Source organism: Desulfovibrio sp. DV (assembly GCF_001936595.1).
Lineage (GTDB): Bacteria > Desulfobacterota > Desulfovibrionia > Desulfovibrionales > Desulfovibrionaceae > Solidesulfovibrio.
Genome location: NZ_MLBG01000057.1, coordinates 1 through 17,030, shown reverse-complemented (window position 1 = coordinate 17,030; position 17,030 = coordinate 1). Strand labels below are relative to the sequence as shown.

The window sequence follows — 17,030 nt, the reverse complement described above, 5'->3', positions numbered from 1 at the left end:
TGATGCCCTGATCCCGCTCCAGAAGGGGTCATTGCAGAAGCAACAGCAGGTCTATTGCCGGCATGGCCCTGGCCGGGTTCAGGGAGGCTCCCTGGTACAACCCCACCGAGGGAAGGGTCCCGGCCGCCACAACAGTTCCGCCAAAATCCGTTTTGGCCGTGCTGTAGGCTGCCCCGGCCAACAGGAGCGGCGAGGCGGGTATGGGCCGGTAGTCGGCAACCGACGGCCAAACCGTGCGAACGAAGGTCGAGCCGGACTGGGACTGGGCGTTTTGGGCCACGTACTGGCGGATCCCGGCCAGGGTGGCTGTCTGGATCTGATCGTCGGCCGCAATGAGGGCCAGCAGGGCCGACCATTCCGTCAGGTCGTATTCGTTTGCCCCGTGGCTAAAAAGGGACACGGCCGCGCCGGTGAACTTGGCCCATTCCAGAAAGGCCGACACCCGCCGGGCCAGGGTGGCGGCGTCGAGATTGCGGCCAAAGACATCGCCGGGCTTCACGGCCCAGATGTCAAGCGTGTCGTAGTCGCCGGGCGTGGTCCCGGCATACAGGCCGCCCATGGCATAGGAGCCGTCGTAGCCGCTGCGGGCCGCGGTGTAGCCGGCTGCGGCCGTGGCGGCCAGGACGGCAGCGTCCGTCCCCAGAAACGGGTAGACGAAGCTCGTGCAGGCATAGGGCGTGGCACTGCCCGGGGCGGTCAGCTCGGACTCGATCAAGATCTTGGGCGCCGTGATCTCGTCGGCAAAAAACTGGGCGTCGTTTCGCAGCAGGGTGGCCGTGACGCCCTGGATGGACACGCCCGACACGGCGTTGAGATCACGCGAGAGCACCCGGGCGCTCGTATAGGTGGTGCCGGCAATGGAGATGACGCCGCAGGTGAAGCCGGCCTTGGCATTGATGACGTCGCAGACCTTGCCGATGGTGTCGGTGGCGCTGTCGGCCAGATCCAGGCTGAACGTGGCGGCCGGATCGCCGGTGGCGGCCACGTCCAGGGTGGTGGCCATCGTGCCCGAGCTGGTCACGGTGACCGTGGCCCCTGTCCCCTGGCCGGCATAGCGAAGGGTCATGAGTTTTGTTTCCGGCAGATAGACATGGCGGCTGCTATGGCCGGCCACCTCGTTCCCGCCATTGACCACCATCTGGGCATCGGCCCAGTCCTGGGACGTGGCGTCGGCGGCGTCCAGGGCCAGGGTGATCTTGATGCCGGAGCTGTTGGCCAGGGCTGCGACCTGGGTCGCGAAAGACGCGTTGGCGGCGTCGTCGATACCCAGGTTGAGCAGGGCCGCCCGCCGTGCATGGGTCAACTGCGGGGAACCGGGCACCAGGGGCGAAACCTCCGTGACGTCGCCGACGTAGCGCGTCCCGGTCATTTCCACCGGACTTTTGTCCTGCATCAGGCAGTTGGTCAGGGTCACCGGCGCGGTCGTGGACGCATTCTCCACGAGGGCCGTTGCGGCAAAGCCGTTGCCCAGGGCCAGACAGTTGGTGAGATGGATGCCGCCGGAGACAACGACGCCCGGCGGGACATAGAGGATGTCGGCGGCGAAACCAGCCAGCAGGCAGTTGTTGAAATCCACTTGCGACGCGCTGTTTACATAGATGGAACCGTATTCCATATCGCCAAAGAGGCAGTAATCGAAGGTGACCGGAGAGTTCCCGGCACTGACATCCACCACTTTGGTGTACACGCGGTTGCCGAGCCGGGCTTCCTGGATGGTGCAGCGCGAGAAGGCGGCCCCGCCGGGACCGACGATGAGCAGCCGCAGGCCCGGACCGATGGCGCAGGCTTCAAACAAGGGAGAACCGGCCGTGATATGGACCACGGCCAGGGTGGTGCTCGTATTGGTGTTGGCCGAACCGTCGAAGGTCAGACCCTTCCAGACGGTCTGGTGGCCCACGCGCAGGGCCTCCTGGCCGTCGCCGGCCCGGATGACCACCTGGGCATTGTGTCCGGCGGCCGTGCTGCCGGCCACGGTGACCCCGGCGCGCACCGATTGCAGGGCTTCGGCGTACAGGCCCCCGCCCACCTCGACCACGTCGCCGCTTGCGGCTGCGTTCAAGCCCTCCTGGACAGTGGCAAAGGCCGTGGCCCAGGACGTGCCCCCGCCGCCGGAAGAACCCGCCTGCACATACCAGGTGGCGGCCTGGGCCGGGACAATCTGGGACAGGACAAGGCTCGCAGCCAGGATCAAAAACAGTGTTGCTAATCCAACGTGGCCCAGACCGTACACAACCCTTCGGATAATCATCCTCCCTTCATATAGAATTTGACAACAGGAGCAACGCCCTTTTTGGGGCACCGGGCAAAAAAAAGGGACCGGCGGTCAGGCCGGTCCCCAGGAGGGAGCGCTGGTGTCTGCCCCTTGGCAGCGGGCAGGCGTTTCACTTTCTTATTTCGTTAATCGACCGATTGGGGTTTAAGGACCACATCAGCCAGACGGGACAGGGCAAAGCAGACTACAACCACCATGGATACAAGAAGAAGTTTTTCTACGAACATGGGCGTTACCTCCGCTTGCACTGGACTGAGCAACACCCGTGCCATCGCCGCGCCCCGCTCCCCCGTGCCCGGACCGGGAGACGCAAAAAAAGCCCCGGACCGTTCGTCCGGGGCTTTTTCGCGCAGCCAGGAGACGGACGTCAGGCGTCCTTGGGCGACCGGGGCAGCACGGCGTTTAAGACCACGCCGACCACGCCGGCCAGACCGATGCCTTCCAGGTGGATGCCGCCAAAGGAGAAGGCCATCTTGCCCATGCCAAAGACGATAATGAGCGCCACAATGGCCATGTTGCGCGGCTCCATGAGATCGGCTCCCTCGCGCACCAGGGAATTGAGGCCGACCACCATGATGGCCCCGAAAAGGAGCAGCATGATGCCGCCCATGACCGGGGTGGGGATGGTCTGCAACAGCGCCCCGAGCTTGCCCACAAAGGCCAGGCACACGGCGGTCACGGCCGCCCAGGTCATAAGAGCCGGGTTGTAGATCTTGATGAGCGACACCGCGCCGGTGACCTCGGCATAGGTGGTCAGGGGCGGGCCGCCCAGGCAGCCGGCCAGGAAGGTGGCCACGCCGTCGCCCATAAGCGAACGGTGGACGCCCGGGTTTTCCAGGTAGTTGCGCCCCGTCACCTGTCCGATGGCAATGACCCCGCCAAAGTGCTCGATGATGGGGGCGATGGCCACGGGCACGATGACCAGGATGGCGTCAAGGTTGAACTGCGGTCCGACAAACGAGGGCAGGGCAAACCACGGGGCCGCGGCCACGGCCGAAAAATCCACCATGCCAAGGAACAGGCTGGCCACATACCCGGCCCCGATGCCGCACAGGATCGGCACCAGACGCAACAGACCCCGGCCCCGGATGGCCACCAGGACCGTGACGGCCAGGGAGAAAAGCGACACGCCCATGGCCATGGCTTGCGGATAGAGCACAGCCGCCCCGTCGCCGGTCTTGCCCATGGCCATATAGACGCCAACCGGAGCCAGGATCAGGCCGATGACCATGATGACCGGGCCGGTGACGATGGTGGGCAGCAGTTTGAGGAGAAAGCCCACCCCGCGCCATTTGATGACAAGCGCCGCCAGCATGTAGGCAAAGCCGACGCAGGCCAGCGCCCCGAGCGTGGCCGGCACGCCGTAGGTTTTGACGCAAAACATGATGGGCGCGATAAAGGCGAAGGACGAGCCCAGAAAGATCGGAATGCGAAATTTGGTGAGCACCTGATAGATCAGGGTGCCGATGCCGGCGCAAAAAAGGGCCACGTTGGGGTTTAGGCCGGTCAAAAGCGGCACCAGCACCAGCGCCCCAAAGGCCACGAACAGCATTTGCGCGCCCACGGGGAAATCCCGCAGCCGCAGTTTGTAGTCAGACCCCGAATTTTCAGCCATCACATCCTCCTGTTTCATGCTGCCGGCGGCCGGACTGCCCGGCCGGCACTGCGACGCATCCGCCCTACTTCGTTCCGAAAATCTTGTCCCCGGCATCACCAAGCCCGGGCAGGATATAGCCGTTTTCATTGAGGCGTTCGTCGATGGCCGCCGTGTAGATGGCCACGTCGGGATGCTCTTTTTCCAACCGGGCCAGCCCTTCCGGGGCGCACACCAGGAAAAGGCCCATGATGCGGCGGCAGCCGGCTTCCTTGAGCAGGTTGATGGTGGCGACCAGGGTGCCGCCGGTGGCCAGCATGGGGTCGAGGATCATGGCGTGGCGCTTGTGGATCTTTTTGGCCAGCTTGACGTAGTAGCGCACCGGCTCGAGGGTCTCCTCGTTGCGGTACATGCCGACCACGCTGACCTTGGCCCCGGGAATCATGTCGATAACGCCGTCCATCATGCCCAGGCCCGCCCGCAGGATGGGCACGACCGTGATCTTTTTGCCGACGATCTGGTCCACTTCCACCGGGCCGGCCCAGCCGTGGATGGTCTTTTTCTCGGTGGGCAGGGACTTGGTGGCCTCGTAGGTGAGAAGCCGGCCGATTTCATTGGCCAGATCGCGAAAATCTTTCGTGCTCACGCCATTTTCGCGCAGCAAACCGAGCTTGTGGCGCACCAGGGGATGGTCGACGACGGTGACGGGCATGGCTCTCTCCAGGTGTTTGCGGTGGGGCGGGGTTGCCGGACCGGGGCTTGCGGCAAAAGGTAGCGCAAACGGTCGGTCCAGGCCATCGAAACAGACGCGGCCGGGACGCGTCCGGGGCGAGTTGTGCCGGCTTGGCCCGGCCGGGTCAAGGGGGGAAGGCCAAGGGGACGGCGGATAAAACGGCAAACCGGGAGGCAGCCCAAGCCGCCTCCCGGTCGTGTTCGTCGTATGGAGCCGGCTCAGCCGGCTTTGAGGGAAGCCACCAGACGGCTGAGGTTCTCGGCCTGCTCCGCCAGATCCTCCACGGCCCCGGCCGCCCGGGCCATGGACTGGGCCGTGTCCCCGGAGATGCGGTTGATGTCTTCCACGGCCCGGTTGATCTCCTCGCTGGCCGCGGACTGCTGCTCGGATGCCGTGGCAATGGAGCGCACCTGATCGGCGGAGCTCTCCACAATGGCCACGATCTCCTCCAGCACCGCACCCGAGCGGCCGGCCAGTTCCGTGGCCTGGTCCACCGCCCGGGTCGCGCCCTCGACCCCCTCGATGCTGGACTTGGCCCCGGCCTGGATGGAGCGCACAGCCGTGCCCACTTCGCTGGTGGCGGTCATGGTCTTTTCGGCCAGCTTTCGCACTTCGTCGGCCACGACCGCAAAGCCGCGTCCGGCCTCGCCGGCCCGGGCCGCCTCAATGGCGGCGTTTAAGGCCAGCAGGTTGGTCTGGTCGGCAATGTCGGAAATGACGCCGATGATGGTGCCGATGCCCTCGGCCTGGCGGCCCAGGTCGTCCATGTTGGCGCGCAGCGTGGCGGCCCGCTCCTGGACGGCGCTTATGGCGGACACCACCTGACGCACCACGTCGGCCCCATCCTTGGCCTTGTCCCGGGCCGTGCCGGCCCCCTGGGCCGCTTCGGAGGCATTCCTGGCCACCTCAAGGACGGTGGCGTTCATTTCCTCCATGGCTGTGGCGGTTTCGCCGGCGTGCTGGCGTTGGATGTCGGTCCCTTCCTTGGACTGGTCGATCTGGGAGGCCAGTTCGTCCGAGGCGGCGGACACGGCCCGGGCCACGTCCTCGATGCGGGCGGCGGCGTCGAGCTGGCCCCGGCGCTGGGCCTCGGCCGCCTCGCGCCGGGCCACCTCGGCCTCGGCCACGGCAGCCCGGGCGCGTTCGGCTTCGGCCGCGGCTTCACGGCTCTTGTCCTCGGCCTGGGCGATCATTTTCTTGAGATTGTCGACCATGCGGGTCAGCGCCTTGGCCAGCACCCCGGTCTCGTCCACCTGGGTGATGGCCAGGGTCTGGGAGAAATCGCCCTCGGCCACGGAGCCGGCAAAGGCCGCAGCCTGGCGCAGGGGGCGCACCAGGCTGGCGGCGAAAATCCACAGCACGGCCAGGGCCACCACCGTGACCCCAAGGCCCACGCCGATCTGCCACACAGCACTTTCATGCCCCAGGGCGGCCATTTCGGTGTCCAGGGCCTTGCGTTCGGCCAGCACGATATCCGGATGCACCCGGATAAGGACGGCCCAGGGCCGGTCGGTGCGGCCAAGCTGGATCGGGACCAGGGCCCGATAGTTGCCGGTGACGTCGCTTATGTCGATGACATTTTTCCCCTCGCGCACACCCTTGGCGATCTCCTCCCAATCCTTGGAAACAGCGGACAACGCCTTGCCAACGGCCTCGGGATGTTCGCTGCTGGCCACGACCAGGCCATCATGGCTTATGATGGTGACGTCGCCCTTGCCTTCATACAGGGTGGTGTCGACCTTTTTGGCCAGCTCCTGGAGAAAATCGAGGCGCAGGTCGGTGCCGGCCACGCCCAGGAACTTGCCGTCTTTTTTGACCGGCACGGACAAGGTGGTCAGCCACTCCTGGCGGCCCTGAACGATGTAGGGAAAGGGGTCCAGCACGCTTTCCTTGCCGGATTCGCGCGGCCACAGATACCAGCCGCCCTTGCGCACGCCGTTGGGGTGGCGGTCCTGGCTTTCAAATTCGACCAGCGGCTGGCGGGCAATCTTGCCGGACTGGTCGCGGTTCCAATAAGGCACAAACCGGCCGGTTTCATCGTGGTCGTCCTTGGCCGCGCCGGCAAATTCCTTGTCCCGGCCGTCCAGCGCCCCGGGTTCCCAGGCGGAATAGGCGCCAAGGTAGCGGGGATTGTTTTTCAGCACCTCGACCAACACGGTGTCGAGCACCTCGCGCACCGGGTTTTTGACGCCTTCCCGCTCGGCCGTGCGCGTGAACTGCTCGCGCAGCACCTCAAAGGTCTTGGCCAGGGTCCGGGCGGTGACGAGATTGTCCTCCAGGGCGCTCTGGATGAGGGCGGCCTGGGTGGCGGCCAGGCTGCTCAGGTTGCGTTTGGACTCGTCTTCCAGCAAGGCGCCCACCCGTTTCGAGACGAACGCCTGGGTCTTGCCCGAAGAATACAGGCCATAACCGACCAGGGCGGCGGCTGAGGCCAGCAGACAGACACCGGCCAGGAGAATGATTTTGGCCTGGATCGATTTCAGTTGCATAGGCTTCCTCCTGTGCATGTCCAACATTGAAAATGAAAATCATTGCATTGTTGTCTCTGTTGCCTGGAAAAGAACATCTATCCCGGGTCCCTCGTTTGACAACCCGGCCCGATTGGATGCCAAATTCCACGCGCCTCCCGGATCTTCGAAAAAAAACAGATGACGCGTGACTGTAACGGAATAGCACCAACTTTGCCATGAGGCAATACGGAAAGGCCAGCTGCAGTCTGGGGCGCGGCGCTGCGTCCGGCCGGCCCGTATCGCGGCCGGATGCGGGCCGGCCCTTGAACCACCGCGCCTTCGATGCTACGGGACAACGGGACTGCACCGGTCGTTGCCCACCCCTCCTGCCGGCGCCTTGACAACCACTCCCTGGAGCGCTCCATGCCCGTGCCCCGCCGCGATTCTCTCCTGCCTCTGACCTGGGTCCTGTTCTGCTGCCTGCTGCTGCCCGGCCCGGCTCTGGCCGACGACGCGCTCCTGCCGCTTTTCATCCCGTCCATCACCGTCCCCCTGTCTCGCGACACCGACGGCGACGGGCTGCCCGACGTCTGGGAGCGAAACGGCTACCACGTCGGCAATACGTTCGTGGATCTGCCGGGCATGGGGGCCGACCCCATGCACAAGGACCTGTTTGTCTGGATGGACTACATGATCCATCCGACCAAGGGGAGCCTCGGGCCGTCCCAGACCGTCATCGACAACATCACGGCCGTGTTTGCCAATGCGCCGGTGGCCAACCCCGACGGCACAACAGGCATCCGCATCCATCCCCTCCTCAAAAACAGCGTCAGCTACGCCGAGACCCTTGGCGTAGCGGATAATTACACGCAGGTCTGGGTCGATTTCGAAGCCCGCAAAAGCCTCTCGTTCGATCCGGCCTATGCCAAATCCTTTCGATACATGATTTGGGCCAACTCCTACAACGCGGACTCCTCCAGCGGCCTGGCCCGCGATATCCCGGCCACGGATTTCCTGGTCAGCCTGGGCCTGTGGGGCCTGACCGGCGGAACCGACTGGGAAAAGCTCGGCACCTTCGTCCATGAGCTTGGCCATTGCCTGGGACTCACCCACGGCGGCGCGGACCACGAGAATTACAAGCCGAACTATTTAAGCGTGATGAATTATTCCTTCCAGATCGGGGGCCTGTACAAGGACGGCCACTGGGGGGACGGGGGCTACCCGCTTGCCTTCGACTACCAGCGTCTGGCCACCCCGACCCTCAACGAGGCCGCCCTCAACGAGAATCTCGGCCTGACCGGGGCTGACAGCGTGGCCGGCTACGGCACGTACTACTATTACGACAACGGGCTCCAGGGGGCGCTGGCCGGCGATGCCGCCGCTCCCATCGACTGGAACCATAACGGCTCCATAGAGGCCAATGTCTCGGCCGACATCAATGGCGACGGGGCCATCACCTCCCTCGTGGCCCAGAACAACTGGGCCAACATCAACTACAACGCCGGCGGCCTGCTCGGACCCGGAGCCACCGCTGCGGCCAGGGCCACCGCCGACAGCCGGCCCATGCCCGACGAGCTGCGCCGGGAACTGGACCTGGAAACCAGCCGCAGGCTGTCCCAATCCCGGCCCCAGGCGGCCACCCCGTAACGGTCTGTCCGTACAAGCCGGAGAGCGGGCAGGGCCAGGGCCGCATGACTTTGCCGGCCCGGGCTGCTATCAGGCCTTGCCCGCAGCCCCACATTCCACCAAGCGAGACGCCATGGATCCCTGGTTCGAGAGCCACTTTGTGCACGCCGCCCGCATTGTTTGCGGCTTTTTGGCCGAATGCGCCCCCCTGGCCACAGCCCGCATCCTCGATTTCGGCTGCGGCGACGGCATCACCGCCGCCGGCGTGGCCGCCCTGGGCTGCGGCCAGGTCGTCGGCGCGGACATCCATCCGTCGTTTCTGCATCTGCCGCACCTGGCCGCGGCCAATACCGGCAGCCCGGCCCTGCCGGCGAATCTGGCCTTTGTCCAGGTGGAGCCGGATTGCCGCCTGCCTTTTGCCGAAGGCTCCTTTGACGCGGCCTACAGCTGGTCGGTGTTCGAACATCTGCCCGACGTGCCGGCCGCCCTGGAGGCCCTGCGTCTGGCCATAAAACCCGGCGGGCACTGCCTCATCCAGATCGATCCGCTCTATCTCTCGCCCTTTGGCTCCCACCTGCGCCGGCTGGTGGACATTCCCTGGGGCCATCTGCTCATGAGCACGGCCGCCTTCGTCACGCAGGCCGGCAACGCCGAAGACGATGCCGACAATACGGAAAAGGGCGACCTGCTCTACAGCCAAAACGACTTCGCCGCCTACCGGAAGCATCTGATCGAACAGTTCCTGGATCTCAACCGCCTCACCGTCCGCCAACTGCTCTATGCCGTCCAGACCTCGGGCCTGACCTTGCTGCGCGCCGTACCAGTGCGCGTATCCGGCGAGTTCACCCCGCCGCAGTCGCTTTTGTGCGCCTATTCCCCGGACGACCTGCTGACCAGCACCGTGTATCTCCTGCTGCGCCGCTAGCCGGCCGCCTGCACGGCTGCCCCGCGCCGCGTCCGGGAACCGGTGCGCATTGCATTTTTGAAATACGGCGCTGTTTGCCGGACGCCTTGCCGCGTGCGGCACAGGGCAAACCGCCGCAACCCACAGGGGTGCGCTGTCCGGACGCGGCCGCCAAGCGCCCTTGTGCACCACACCAGCCGCCGCCCACCTGCCTCCCCCCTGTCGGCAAACCGGCTCAAAGCGCCTGTGACAGCGTCTGGCAGCGGTTTTATGCCAACGCTTCTCTTGCACTCCCCTGCGTGGCGTTATATTCCACGAAAAAATGTTCAGTTCGAGGAGGGATCCCATGAAAAAGTTCATCGTTTTCGCCGCCGCCCTGACCCTGGCCCTGTCCGCCGCCCCGGCCTTTGCCAAGGGCAAGGCCAAAAAGGCCGCCCCCAAAAAGACCTGGCAGTGCACCGTCGGCGCCAACACCGTCATGACCGCCAGCGTGGCCGAGTGCATGAAGCTTGGCGGCATGGTCGCCAACTACCCCGGCCCGGACAAGGCTGCCGCGCCCAAGGCCAAAAAAGGCAAGAAGTAGTTTCCGTTTCTCGAGGGGAGAACGCCGCCGCCGGGCTTGCCCCGACGGCGGCGTTTTTGCGTGGGGCGTCAGGACAGGGTGCTTATGAGCAGCATGATATTGAGGGCAATGACCACCAGGGCCACGATGCCGAGGATCACGGTGGTAAACGGCCGGTTGGCATAGGGCCCCATGACCGAACGGCGGGAGGTCAAGCTGATCTGCAAAATGATCGTGATCGGCAGTTGGATCGACAGGACGATCTGGGACCAGATCAGCCCCTTGAGCGGATCGCCCACGAACAGCACGGCCGCGGCCCCGCCGGCCAGGGTGATCAGCACGCCCATGCGGGAATGGCTGTCGCGGATGTCGTAGGGCTCGCTGAAAATGCCGGCAAAGATGCTGCCGCCGGCCATGCCGGCCGTCACGCTGGAAGCCAGGCCGGCCAGAAGCAGGCTGACGGCAAAGACCACGCCGGCCGCCGGCCCAAGCAGGGGATCGAGCAGGGAACGGGCCTGCTCCAGCTCCGACACCGGCAGGCCGTGGCTGAAAAAGGCCGCCGCAGCCAGCAGGATCATGGAACTGTTGATGCAAAACCCGACCATCATGGAAAAAAGCGTATCCAGGTATTCGTATTTGAGCTGGCGCCGGATCATGGCCGGCTCATCGAGGTTCCACTGCCGGCTCTGGATGACCTCGGAATGCAAAAACAGGTTGTGCGGCATGACCACCGCCCCAAGGACGCTCATGACCACCGGCAGCGAGCCTTCTGGCAGGCTCGGCCGCACCCAGCCAAGGGCCGCCGCGCCCCAGTCAATATGGACCAGGGACAGTTCAAAGACGAACGACATCCCGATAAGCGACACAAAGCCGATGATGTAGCGTTCCAGATGGCGGTAGGATTTGGAAAAAAGCATCCACAGCACCACAGCCAGCACCAAGAGCGTCCCGGCGGCCAGGGGCAGGCCGAAAAGCATCCGCAAGGCAATGGCCCCGCCCAACAACTCGGCCAGGGCGGTTGAGACCGAGGCCCCCACAGCCGTGGCCAGGGCCGTTACCGCCACCCCCCGGGGCAGGTGGCGCATGGCCGCCTCGGACAGGCACAGCCCGGTGGCGATGCCCAGATGGGCCGCGTTGTGCTGCAGGATAATGAGCATCACCGTGGACAGCGTCACCATCCACAGCAGCGCATAGCCGTAGTCCGCCCCGGCCGCCACGTTGGAGGCCCAGTTGCCCGGATCAATGAAACCCACGGTCACAAGCAGTCCCGGCCCGATATATTTAAATATTTCAAGGGCTGTCAGCCGGGGCCGGGCATGGTCGCGAAACCGGACCATATCCGTAAGGGCCCCCCACATCTGGTGCAATCCACGCATGCTCGCCTCCTCGTACTCGTCGCAACCTGTCAGACCCGGCAGCCCGGGGCAAGGCCCTCGGCAACGGCTTGACGCAAATGGTTGCCATGTATATTTTCCGCGCGACAACTTTTCTGCCCGGCCAAGGACACCGCCCCTATGGATGCTGCCGCTTTTTACGACATAGACCACGCCATCGGCTACGCCGTGGGCCACGCCGCAGCCAGGCTCAAGATCGCCCTGCGCCGGGCCTTTGTCGCCGCCGGCCACGACGTCACCCCGGACCAGTGGGTGGTGCTCTACCGGCTGTGCGAAACCCAGGGCCTGACCCAGGTGGGCCTTGGCGAACGCACGGTCAAGGACAAGACCACCGTCACCCGCATCCTCGACCGCCTGGAGTCCCGGGGGCTCCTCACCCGGCGGCGCGACGCCCGCGACCGCCGCAGCCAGCGCCTGTTCCCGACGCCTGCGGGCGAGGCCATGGTGTGTGCCCTGGCCCCGGTGGTGCGGGAGTTTGCCGCCAAGGCCTATGCCGATATCACCGACGAGGACGCCCGGACCCTGCGACGCCTCCTTTCGCGCATCGAAGCCCGCCTCGACACCATGCCTGAACCCAAGGACCAGCCATGAAACCGCTTTTTCGCCCCAAGCACAAACCCGAAGGCCCGCCGGCCAACCGCAAAAAGCGGATCATGATCATCGCCGGCGTGGCCATTGCCGCGCTGATCCTTGGCTACGCCATCTACCTGCGGGGCAAGGTCACCACCGACGACGCCTTTGTGGACGGCCGCATCCACCCCATCACCCCCCGGGTGGCCGGGTACGTCAACGAGGCCCCGGTGGAAGACAACCAGCTCGTGGCCGCCGGCGACGTCCTGGCCGTGCTTGATCCCACGGATTTCGAAGTGGCCCTGGCCCAGGCCCGGGCCGATCTGGCCTCGGCCGAAAGCCAGCTCTCGGCCCAGGAACTCGGCGTGCCCCTGCAACGCTCCCAGACCTCGTCCAAGGTGACCTCGGCCCAGGCCCAGCTCGAAAGCGAGCAGCGAAGCCTGGAGCAGGCCACCAAGGAACGCGACGCCGCCATCCAGGACGCCGCCCAGATCGAGGCCCAGCTCGACCAGGACAAGCTCGACTGGGGCCGCATCAGCGTCCTTCGCCACAAGGACGCCGTGTCCCAGTCCGACCTCGACACCATCGAAAACAAGCGCCGGGCCCACGAGGCCCAGCTCCGCGCCGCCCGGGCCAAGGCCGAAGGGGCCGGACGCCGCCTGGAATCGATTCTGGCCGACATCAAGCGCCTGCGCTCGGAGATCGTCCTGGCCCAGACCGGCGAGGAGCAGGCCGTCATCCAGTCCAAGGAAGCCTCGGCCCAGCAGGCCAAGGTGGAACTGGCCCGGCAAAAAGTCAGGCAGGCCGAACTCAACCTGTCCTATACCCGCATCGTTTCCCCGGTGGCCGGGCATGTGACCAAAAAACAGATCGAATCCGGCCGGCTGGTCGCTGCCGGACAGGCCCTTATGACCGTGGTGCCCCTGGAGGCCAAGGAATTGTGGGTCACGGCCAATTTCAAGGAAACCCAGCTCAAAGACGTGCGACCGGGCCAGAAGGTCACCATCGACGTGGACACCTACCCCGGTCACGCCATCACCGGCACGGTGGAGTCCATCATGGCCGGCACCGGCTCGGTCTTCTCGCTTTTCCCCTCGGAAAACGCCTCGGGCAACTACGTGAAGATCGTCCAGCGCATTCCGGTCAAAATCGTTTTCGACAAGGATAACGAAGCGCTGCCGCTGCTTCGTCTGGGCATGAGCGTGGTGCCCACCATCCACACCAACTGATCCGATGGCCGCACCAGCCCCCAATAAATGGCTCATCACCCTGGCGGTGATGATCCCGACATTAATCGAAATTCTCGACACGTCCATTGCCAACGTGGCCCTGGGCCATATCCAGGGCAGCCTGTCGGCCGGCCAGGACGAGGTGACCTGGGTGCTCACGTCGTATCTGGTCTCCAATGCCATCGTCATCCCCGTAAGCGGCTTTCTGTCCAAGGTCTTTGGCCGACGCAACTACCTGATCATTTCGGTCGTGATCTTCACCATCGCCAGTATGCTCTGCGGACTGGCCACGAGCCTTGGCATGCTGGTCTTTTTCCGCATCATCCAGGGCCTTGGCGGCGGCGGGTTGCAACCCATGTCCCAGGCCATCCTGCTTGAAGCCTATCCGCCCCGGGAACGCGGCCTGGCCATGGCCATCTTCGCCATGGGCGCAGTGCTCGGCCCCATCCTCGGGCCGCTCCTTGGCGGCTACATCACCGACAACTATTCCTGGCGCTGGATCTTCAACATCAACGTGCCCGTCGGCATCCTGGCCGTGGCGCTCATCTGGCTCTATATCAAGGACCCGGACTATCTGGAGCGGCGAAAGACCGGGGAATCCGTGGACTATATCGGCCTGGCCCTTTTGACCGTGGGCCTTGGCTGCCTGCAGATCGTGCTCGACAAGGGCCAGCAGGACGACTGGTTCAGCTCGGACTTCATCTTCACCCTGTCCCTCGTGGCCGGCATTGCCCTGACGGCCTTCCTTGTCTGGGAACTCGTGTGCAAACACCCGGTGGTCGATCTCAGAGTGTTCAAAGACCGCAGCTTCGCCACCGGCAACGTGGTCATGTTTTTCGGCTATTTCGCCTTTTTCGGGGCCATTGTGCTGCTGCCGCTCTACCTGCAAAATCTCATGGGCTACTCGGCCTTTCTCGCCGGCGTGGTCCTTGGCCCGGGCGGGCTCATCATGCTGGCCGTGCTGCCCATCGTCGGCAAGATGACCACCAAGATCGACGCCCGCTTCATCTTGTGGGTGGGCCTTTTAATCAGCGCCTATTCGCTGTTTAACATGTCCGGCTTTTCCCTTGATATCGACATCGGCACGGCCATAGCCGCCCGCAACATCCAGGCTGTGGGCATCGCCTTTTTCTTCGTGCCCCTGTCGTATCTGACCATGGCCTACCTCCCGCGCGAAGCCATGAACAACGCCTCGGCGATCTTCAATCTCCTGCGAAACCTGGGCGGCTCCTTCGGCGTGGCCTTTGTCACCACCCTGCTCGCCCGGCGCGCCCAGTTCCACCAGTCGCGCCTGATAGAGAACCTCACGCCCCTGGACCTCAGCTACCAGTCGGCCCAGGACCGCCTGACCGCCTATCTCGCCCCCAAGCTGCTCGGCATCCACGACGCCGCCCAGACCGCCGGCGCGACCCTCTACCGGCTCATGCTCAGGCAGGCCAGCGCCATGGCCTTTTGCGACGTGTTCTACGCCCAGGGGCTCATGTTCCTGGGGCTGGCCGTCATGATGTGGATCATGAAAAAACCGCCCATGGGATCCAAAATGCCCGAGGGGATGCACTGACGCAGTGCCGGTATTTCGTCAATCCGACGGACTGTAACGGCCGCCTCCGGGCGGCCTTTTTTTTGTGCCCCGAGCCAACCCGCCGCCATACCGGCTGAAAAAAAATTATCACCCGAGTGGCACAATCCTGGCTTGTGCGGTATCCGGAAAGGCAAAAGACGTTGCGCCCAAGAACAACCGCCGTGCCAAACCGCCAAGGAGACGCCCCCATGAACGCCCCCCAGGCTTGCACCCGCTTGGCCCTCGTGGCCGCCTTCACCCTCGCGCTGGCCCTGACCGGCACCGATGCCCAGGCCTTCAAACGCAAAAGCACCGTCACCGGCCCCGGCAACAACACCGTCACCAACGAAGCCACCACCACCCGCACCCCCGGCGGCTATAACCGAAACGCCACCACCACCGGCCCCGGGAACAACACCATGAACAGGGCTTCCCAAGGCCAGTGGAATCCCGCCACCAAAACCTGGAACAAAACCACAACGTACACCGGCCCCCAAGGCAACAGCGCCGACGTCAACCACTCCACCACCATCTCCAAGTAATCACGCCCCCAAGTCCCGGCCGGCACAGCCCGGCCGGGACTTCTTTTCCCAGAGCCCTTTTCCTGGCCGGGTCATTAATTCCCCGATCCGAACCAACGTGTTTCTTTTTTACCCATCGCCCAAATCCCCGGCCCCGCACCCCCTTACAGCCGTCCAGGCTGTCCCCGAAAAACACTGCCGGGTTGATTTGCCCACCTCTACCCCAACGGCATCCCTATATCCCCGCGCAATCAGTCCCAATCCGGGCTGGCACGGGAATTGATGGCATATCCCCGGACCGCCGCCTTCAGACGGACCCCGAGGAACGAAGCAAGCGAGGTACGGCATGGGCAGCTGGCAGTGCAAAATCGACATCAACAGGGTCTTCACCCTGCAACCGACCCGGCCGACAACCTTTTTCGGCATCGGCGCCCTGGCCAGGATCAACGACATCCTGGCCGATCTGGCCCAGTCAGGCTGCGACGCCGTCCTCATCGTCACCGACCCCGTCGCCTACAAAGCCAGCACCGCCTGGGACACCGTGCGCCCGGCCCTTGACGCCCACGTCGCCTGGGACCACTACGACGGCGTGCGCGCCAACCCGACCTTTGCCAACTGCGAGGCCGCCGCCAAAACAGGCCGCCTCATAAACGCCAAGGCCGTGCTGGCCATCGGCGGCGGCAGCACCCTGGATACCGCCAAGACCGCTGCCGCGCTGTTGGCTCACCCCGGCAGGAAAACCGCCGATTTCTACGAAAAAAACGCCGCCATCACCGCCGCGCTCCCCCTCATCGCCATCAACACCTCCCACGGCTCAGGCTCGGAATGCAACGCCTACGCCACGGCCCAGTCCGACGGCGAGGACAAGCCCATCATCCACTCCCCCCACCTCTACCCGGCCTACACCATCGAAGACCCAAGGCTCACCATCTCCCTGCCAGCCAAACATACCGTGGCCACCTCCATCGACGCCCTGGCCCACGCCCTGGAAACCGCCACCGCCACCACCGCCTCGCCCTACTCCATCTGCCTGGCCAAAGACGCCATCCGCACCATCACCGCCTTCCTGCCCACAGCCATCCGGCAACCCGGCAACCTCACCGCCCGCTACTGGCTCATGTACGCCTCGGCCATCGCCGGCATCAGCTTCGACCTCGGCAGCCTCCACATCACCCACGCCCTGGAACACGCCATGAGCGCACTCAACGCCGACGTCACCCACGGCGAAGGCCTGGGCATCCTCCTGCCGGCCGTGTTGCGCGAAATCTACCCGGCCACCCCGGAAATCCTGGCCGACCTGCTCCACCCCATCGCCCCGGACCTGACCGGCAACCCCGGCGAGACCGATACCGCTGTCGAACGCCTCAAACAATGGTTCGCCAGCATCGGCCAGCCCGCAAGCATGTCCGTCTACTTCACCGGAGCCGACGTGCCGGCCCTGACCCGTATGGCCATCAAATCCCCCCTGTCCAAATGCCTCCTGCCCCAGGCCCCCATCCGGGTGGACGGCTCCGTGGTGGAACGCATCTTTCAAAATTCCCTGTAAGGAGGGTTGGCCGCCCCAAGCCCCACTGGGGCGCTGCCCCAGACCCCGCCGGGACGCTGTCCCGGACC

13 protein-coding genes are annotated in these 17,030 nt (G+C 64.8%); 8 read left to right on the top strand and 5 right to left on the bottom strand.

Going from position 1 to position 17,030, the window contains the following annotated elements; translation table 11 throughout:
• Positions 1 to 28 precede the first annotated feature (28 nt).
• The 4 genes from DVDV_RS13135 to DVDV_RS13120 form a co-directional block, all read right to left on the bottom strand.
• Positions 29 to 2,248, bottom strand: a complete 2,220-nt coding sequence (locus DVDV_RS13135) for a hypothetical protein (protein WP_075355104.1) — start codon at positions 2,246 to 2,248, stop codon at positions 29 to 31.
• A 391-nt stretch (positions 2,249 to 2,639) separates the two neighbouring features.
• Positions 2,640 to 3,887: a uracil-xanthine permease family protein gene (locus tag DVDV_RS13130; protein WP_075355103.1), complete on the bottom strand. Its 1,248-nt coding sequence runs from the start codon at positions 3,885 to 3,887 to the stop codon at positions 2,640 to 2,642.
• Between the two features lie 64 nt (positions 3,888 to 3,951).
• Positions 3,952 to 4,578 (bottom strand): uracil phosphoribosyltransferase, encoded by a 627-nt coding sequence (gene upp, locus DVDV_RS13125; protein WP_075355102.1) that lies wholly within the window; start codon positions 4,576 to 4,578, stop codon positions 3,952 to 3,954.
• A gap of 239 nt (positions 4,579 to 4,817) precedes the next feature.
• Positions 4,818 to 7,088, bottom strand: a complete 2,271-nt coding sequence (locus tag DVDV_RS13120) for a methyl-accepting chemotaxis protein (RefSeq protein WP_083634775.1) — start codon at positions 7,086 to 7,088, stop codon at positions 4,818 to 4,820.
• Between the two features lie 384 nt (positions 7,089 to 7,472).
• Here DVDV_RS13120 and DVDV_RS13115 point away from each other — a divergent pair, with 384 nt between their 5' ends.
• From DVDV_RS13115 to DVDV_RS13105, 3 genes are all read left to right on the top strand, one after another.
• Positions 7,473 to 8,696, top strand: a complete 1,224-nt coding sequence (locus DVDV_RS13115) for a hypothetical protein (protein WP_075355101.1) — start codon at positions 7,473 to 7,475, stop codon at positions 8,694 to 8,696.
• Between the two features lie 112 nt (positions 8,697 to 8,808).
• Positions 8,809 to 9,600, top strand: a complete 792-nt coding sequence (locus DVDV_RS13110; RefSeq protein ID WP_075355100.1) for a bifunctional 2-polyprenyl-6-hydroxyphenol methylase/3-demethylubiquinol 3-O-methyltransferase UbiG — start codon at positions 8,809 to 8,811, stop codon at positions 9,598 to 9,600.
• A 325-nt stretch (positions 9,601 to 9,925) separates the two neighbouring features.
• The gene (locus tag DVDV_RS13105; protein WP_075355099.1) at positions 9,926 to 10,162 is read left to right on the top strand and encodes a hypothetical protein; all 237 of its coding nucleotides are present in this window, start codon (positions 9,926 to 9,928) and stop codon (positions 10,160 to 10,162) included.
• A 68-nt stretch (positions 10,163 to 10,230) separates the two neighbouring features.
• Here the strand turns inward: DVDV_RS13105 and DVDV_RS13100 are convergent, their stop codons facing one another.
• Complete coding sequence (locus tag DVDV_RS13100) at positions 10,231 to 11,517, bottom strand: Nramp family divalent metal transporter (RefSeq protein WP_075355098.1); 1,287 nt, start codon at positions 11,515 to 11,517, stop codon at positions 10,231 to 10,233.
• A gap of 138 nt (positions 11,518 to 11,655) precedes the next feature.
• Here DVDV_RS13100 and DVDV_RS13095 point away from each other — a divergent pair, with 138 nt between their 5' ends.
• The 5 genes from DVDV_RS13095 (at position 11,656) to DVDV_RS13075 (ending at position 16,962) form a co-directional block, all read left to right on the top strand.
• Positions 11,656 to 12,126 carry a MarR family winged helix-turn-helix transcriptional regulator gene (locus tag DVDV_RS13095; protein WP_075355097.1) on the top strand — a complete coding sequence of 157 codons (471 nt, stop codon included), beginning with the start codon at positions 11,656 to 11,658 and terminating at the stop codon, positions 12,124 to 12,126.
• Positions 12,123 to 13,334: an HlyD family secretion protein gene (locus DVDV_RS13090; RefSeq protein WP_075355096.1), complete on the top strand. Its 1,212-nt coding sequence runs from the start codon at positions 12,123 to 12,125 to the stop codon at positions 13,332 to 13,334. Before DVDV_RS13095 ends, DVDV_RS13090 begins: the two co-directional genes overlap by 4 nt.
• Before the next feature lie 4 nt (positions 13,335 to 13,338).
• Positions 13,339 to 14,895, top strand: coding sequence for a DHA2 family efflux MFS transporter permease subunit (locus DVDV_RS13085; protein WP_075355095.1), 1,557 nt, complete (start codon positions 13,339 to 13,341; stop codon positions 14,893 to 14,895).
• 209 nt (positions 14,896 to 15,104) lie between these two features.
• Positions 15,105 to 15,437, top strand: a complete 333-nt coding sequence (locus DVDV_RS13080; protein ID WP_075355094.1) for a hypothetical protein — start codon at positions 15,105 to 15,107, stop codon at positions 15,435 to 15,437.
• Positions 15,438 to 15,762: 325 nt separating this feature from the next.
• Positions 15,763 to 16,962 (top strand): iron-containing alcohol dehydrogenase, encoded by a 1,200-nt coding sequence (locus tag DVDV_RS13075; protein WP_075355093.1) that lies wholly within the window; start codon positions 15,763 to 15,765, stop codon positions 16,960 to 16,962.
• Positions 16,963 to 17,030 lie beyond the last annotated feature (68 nt).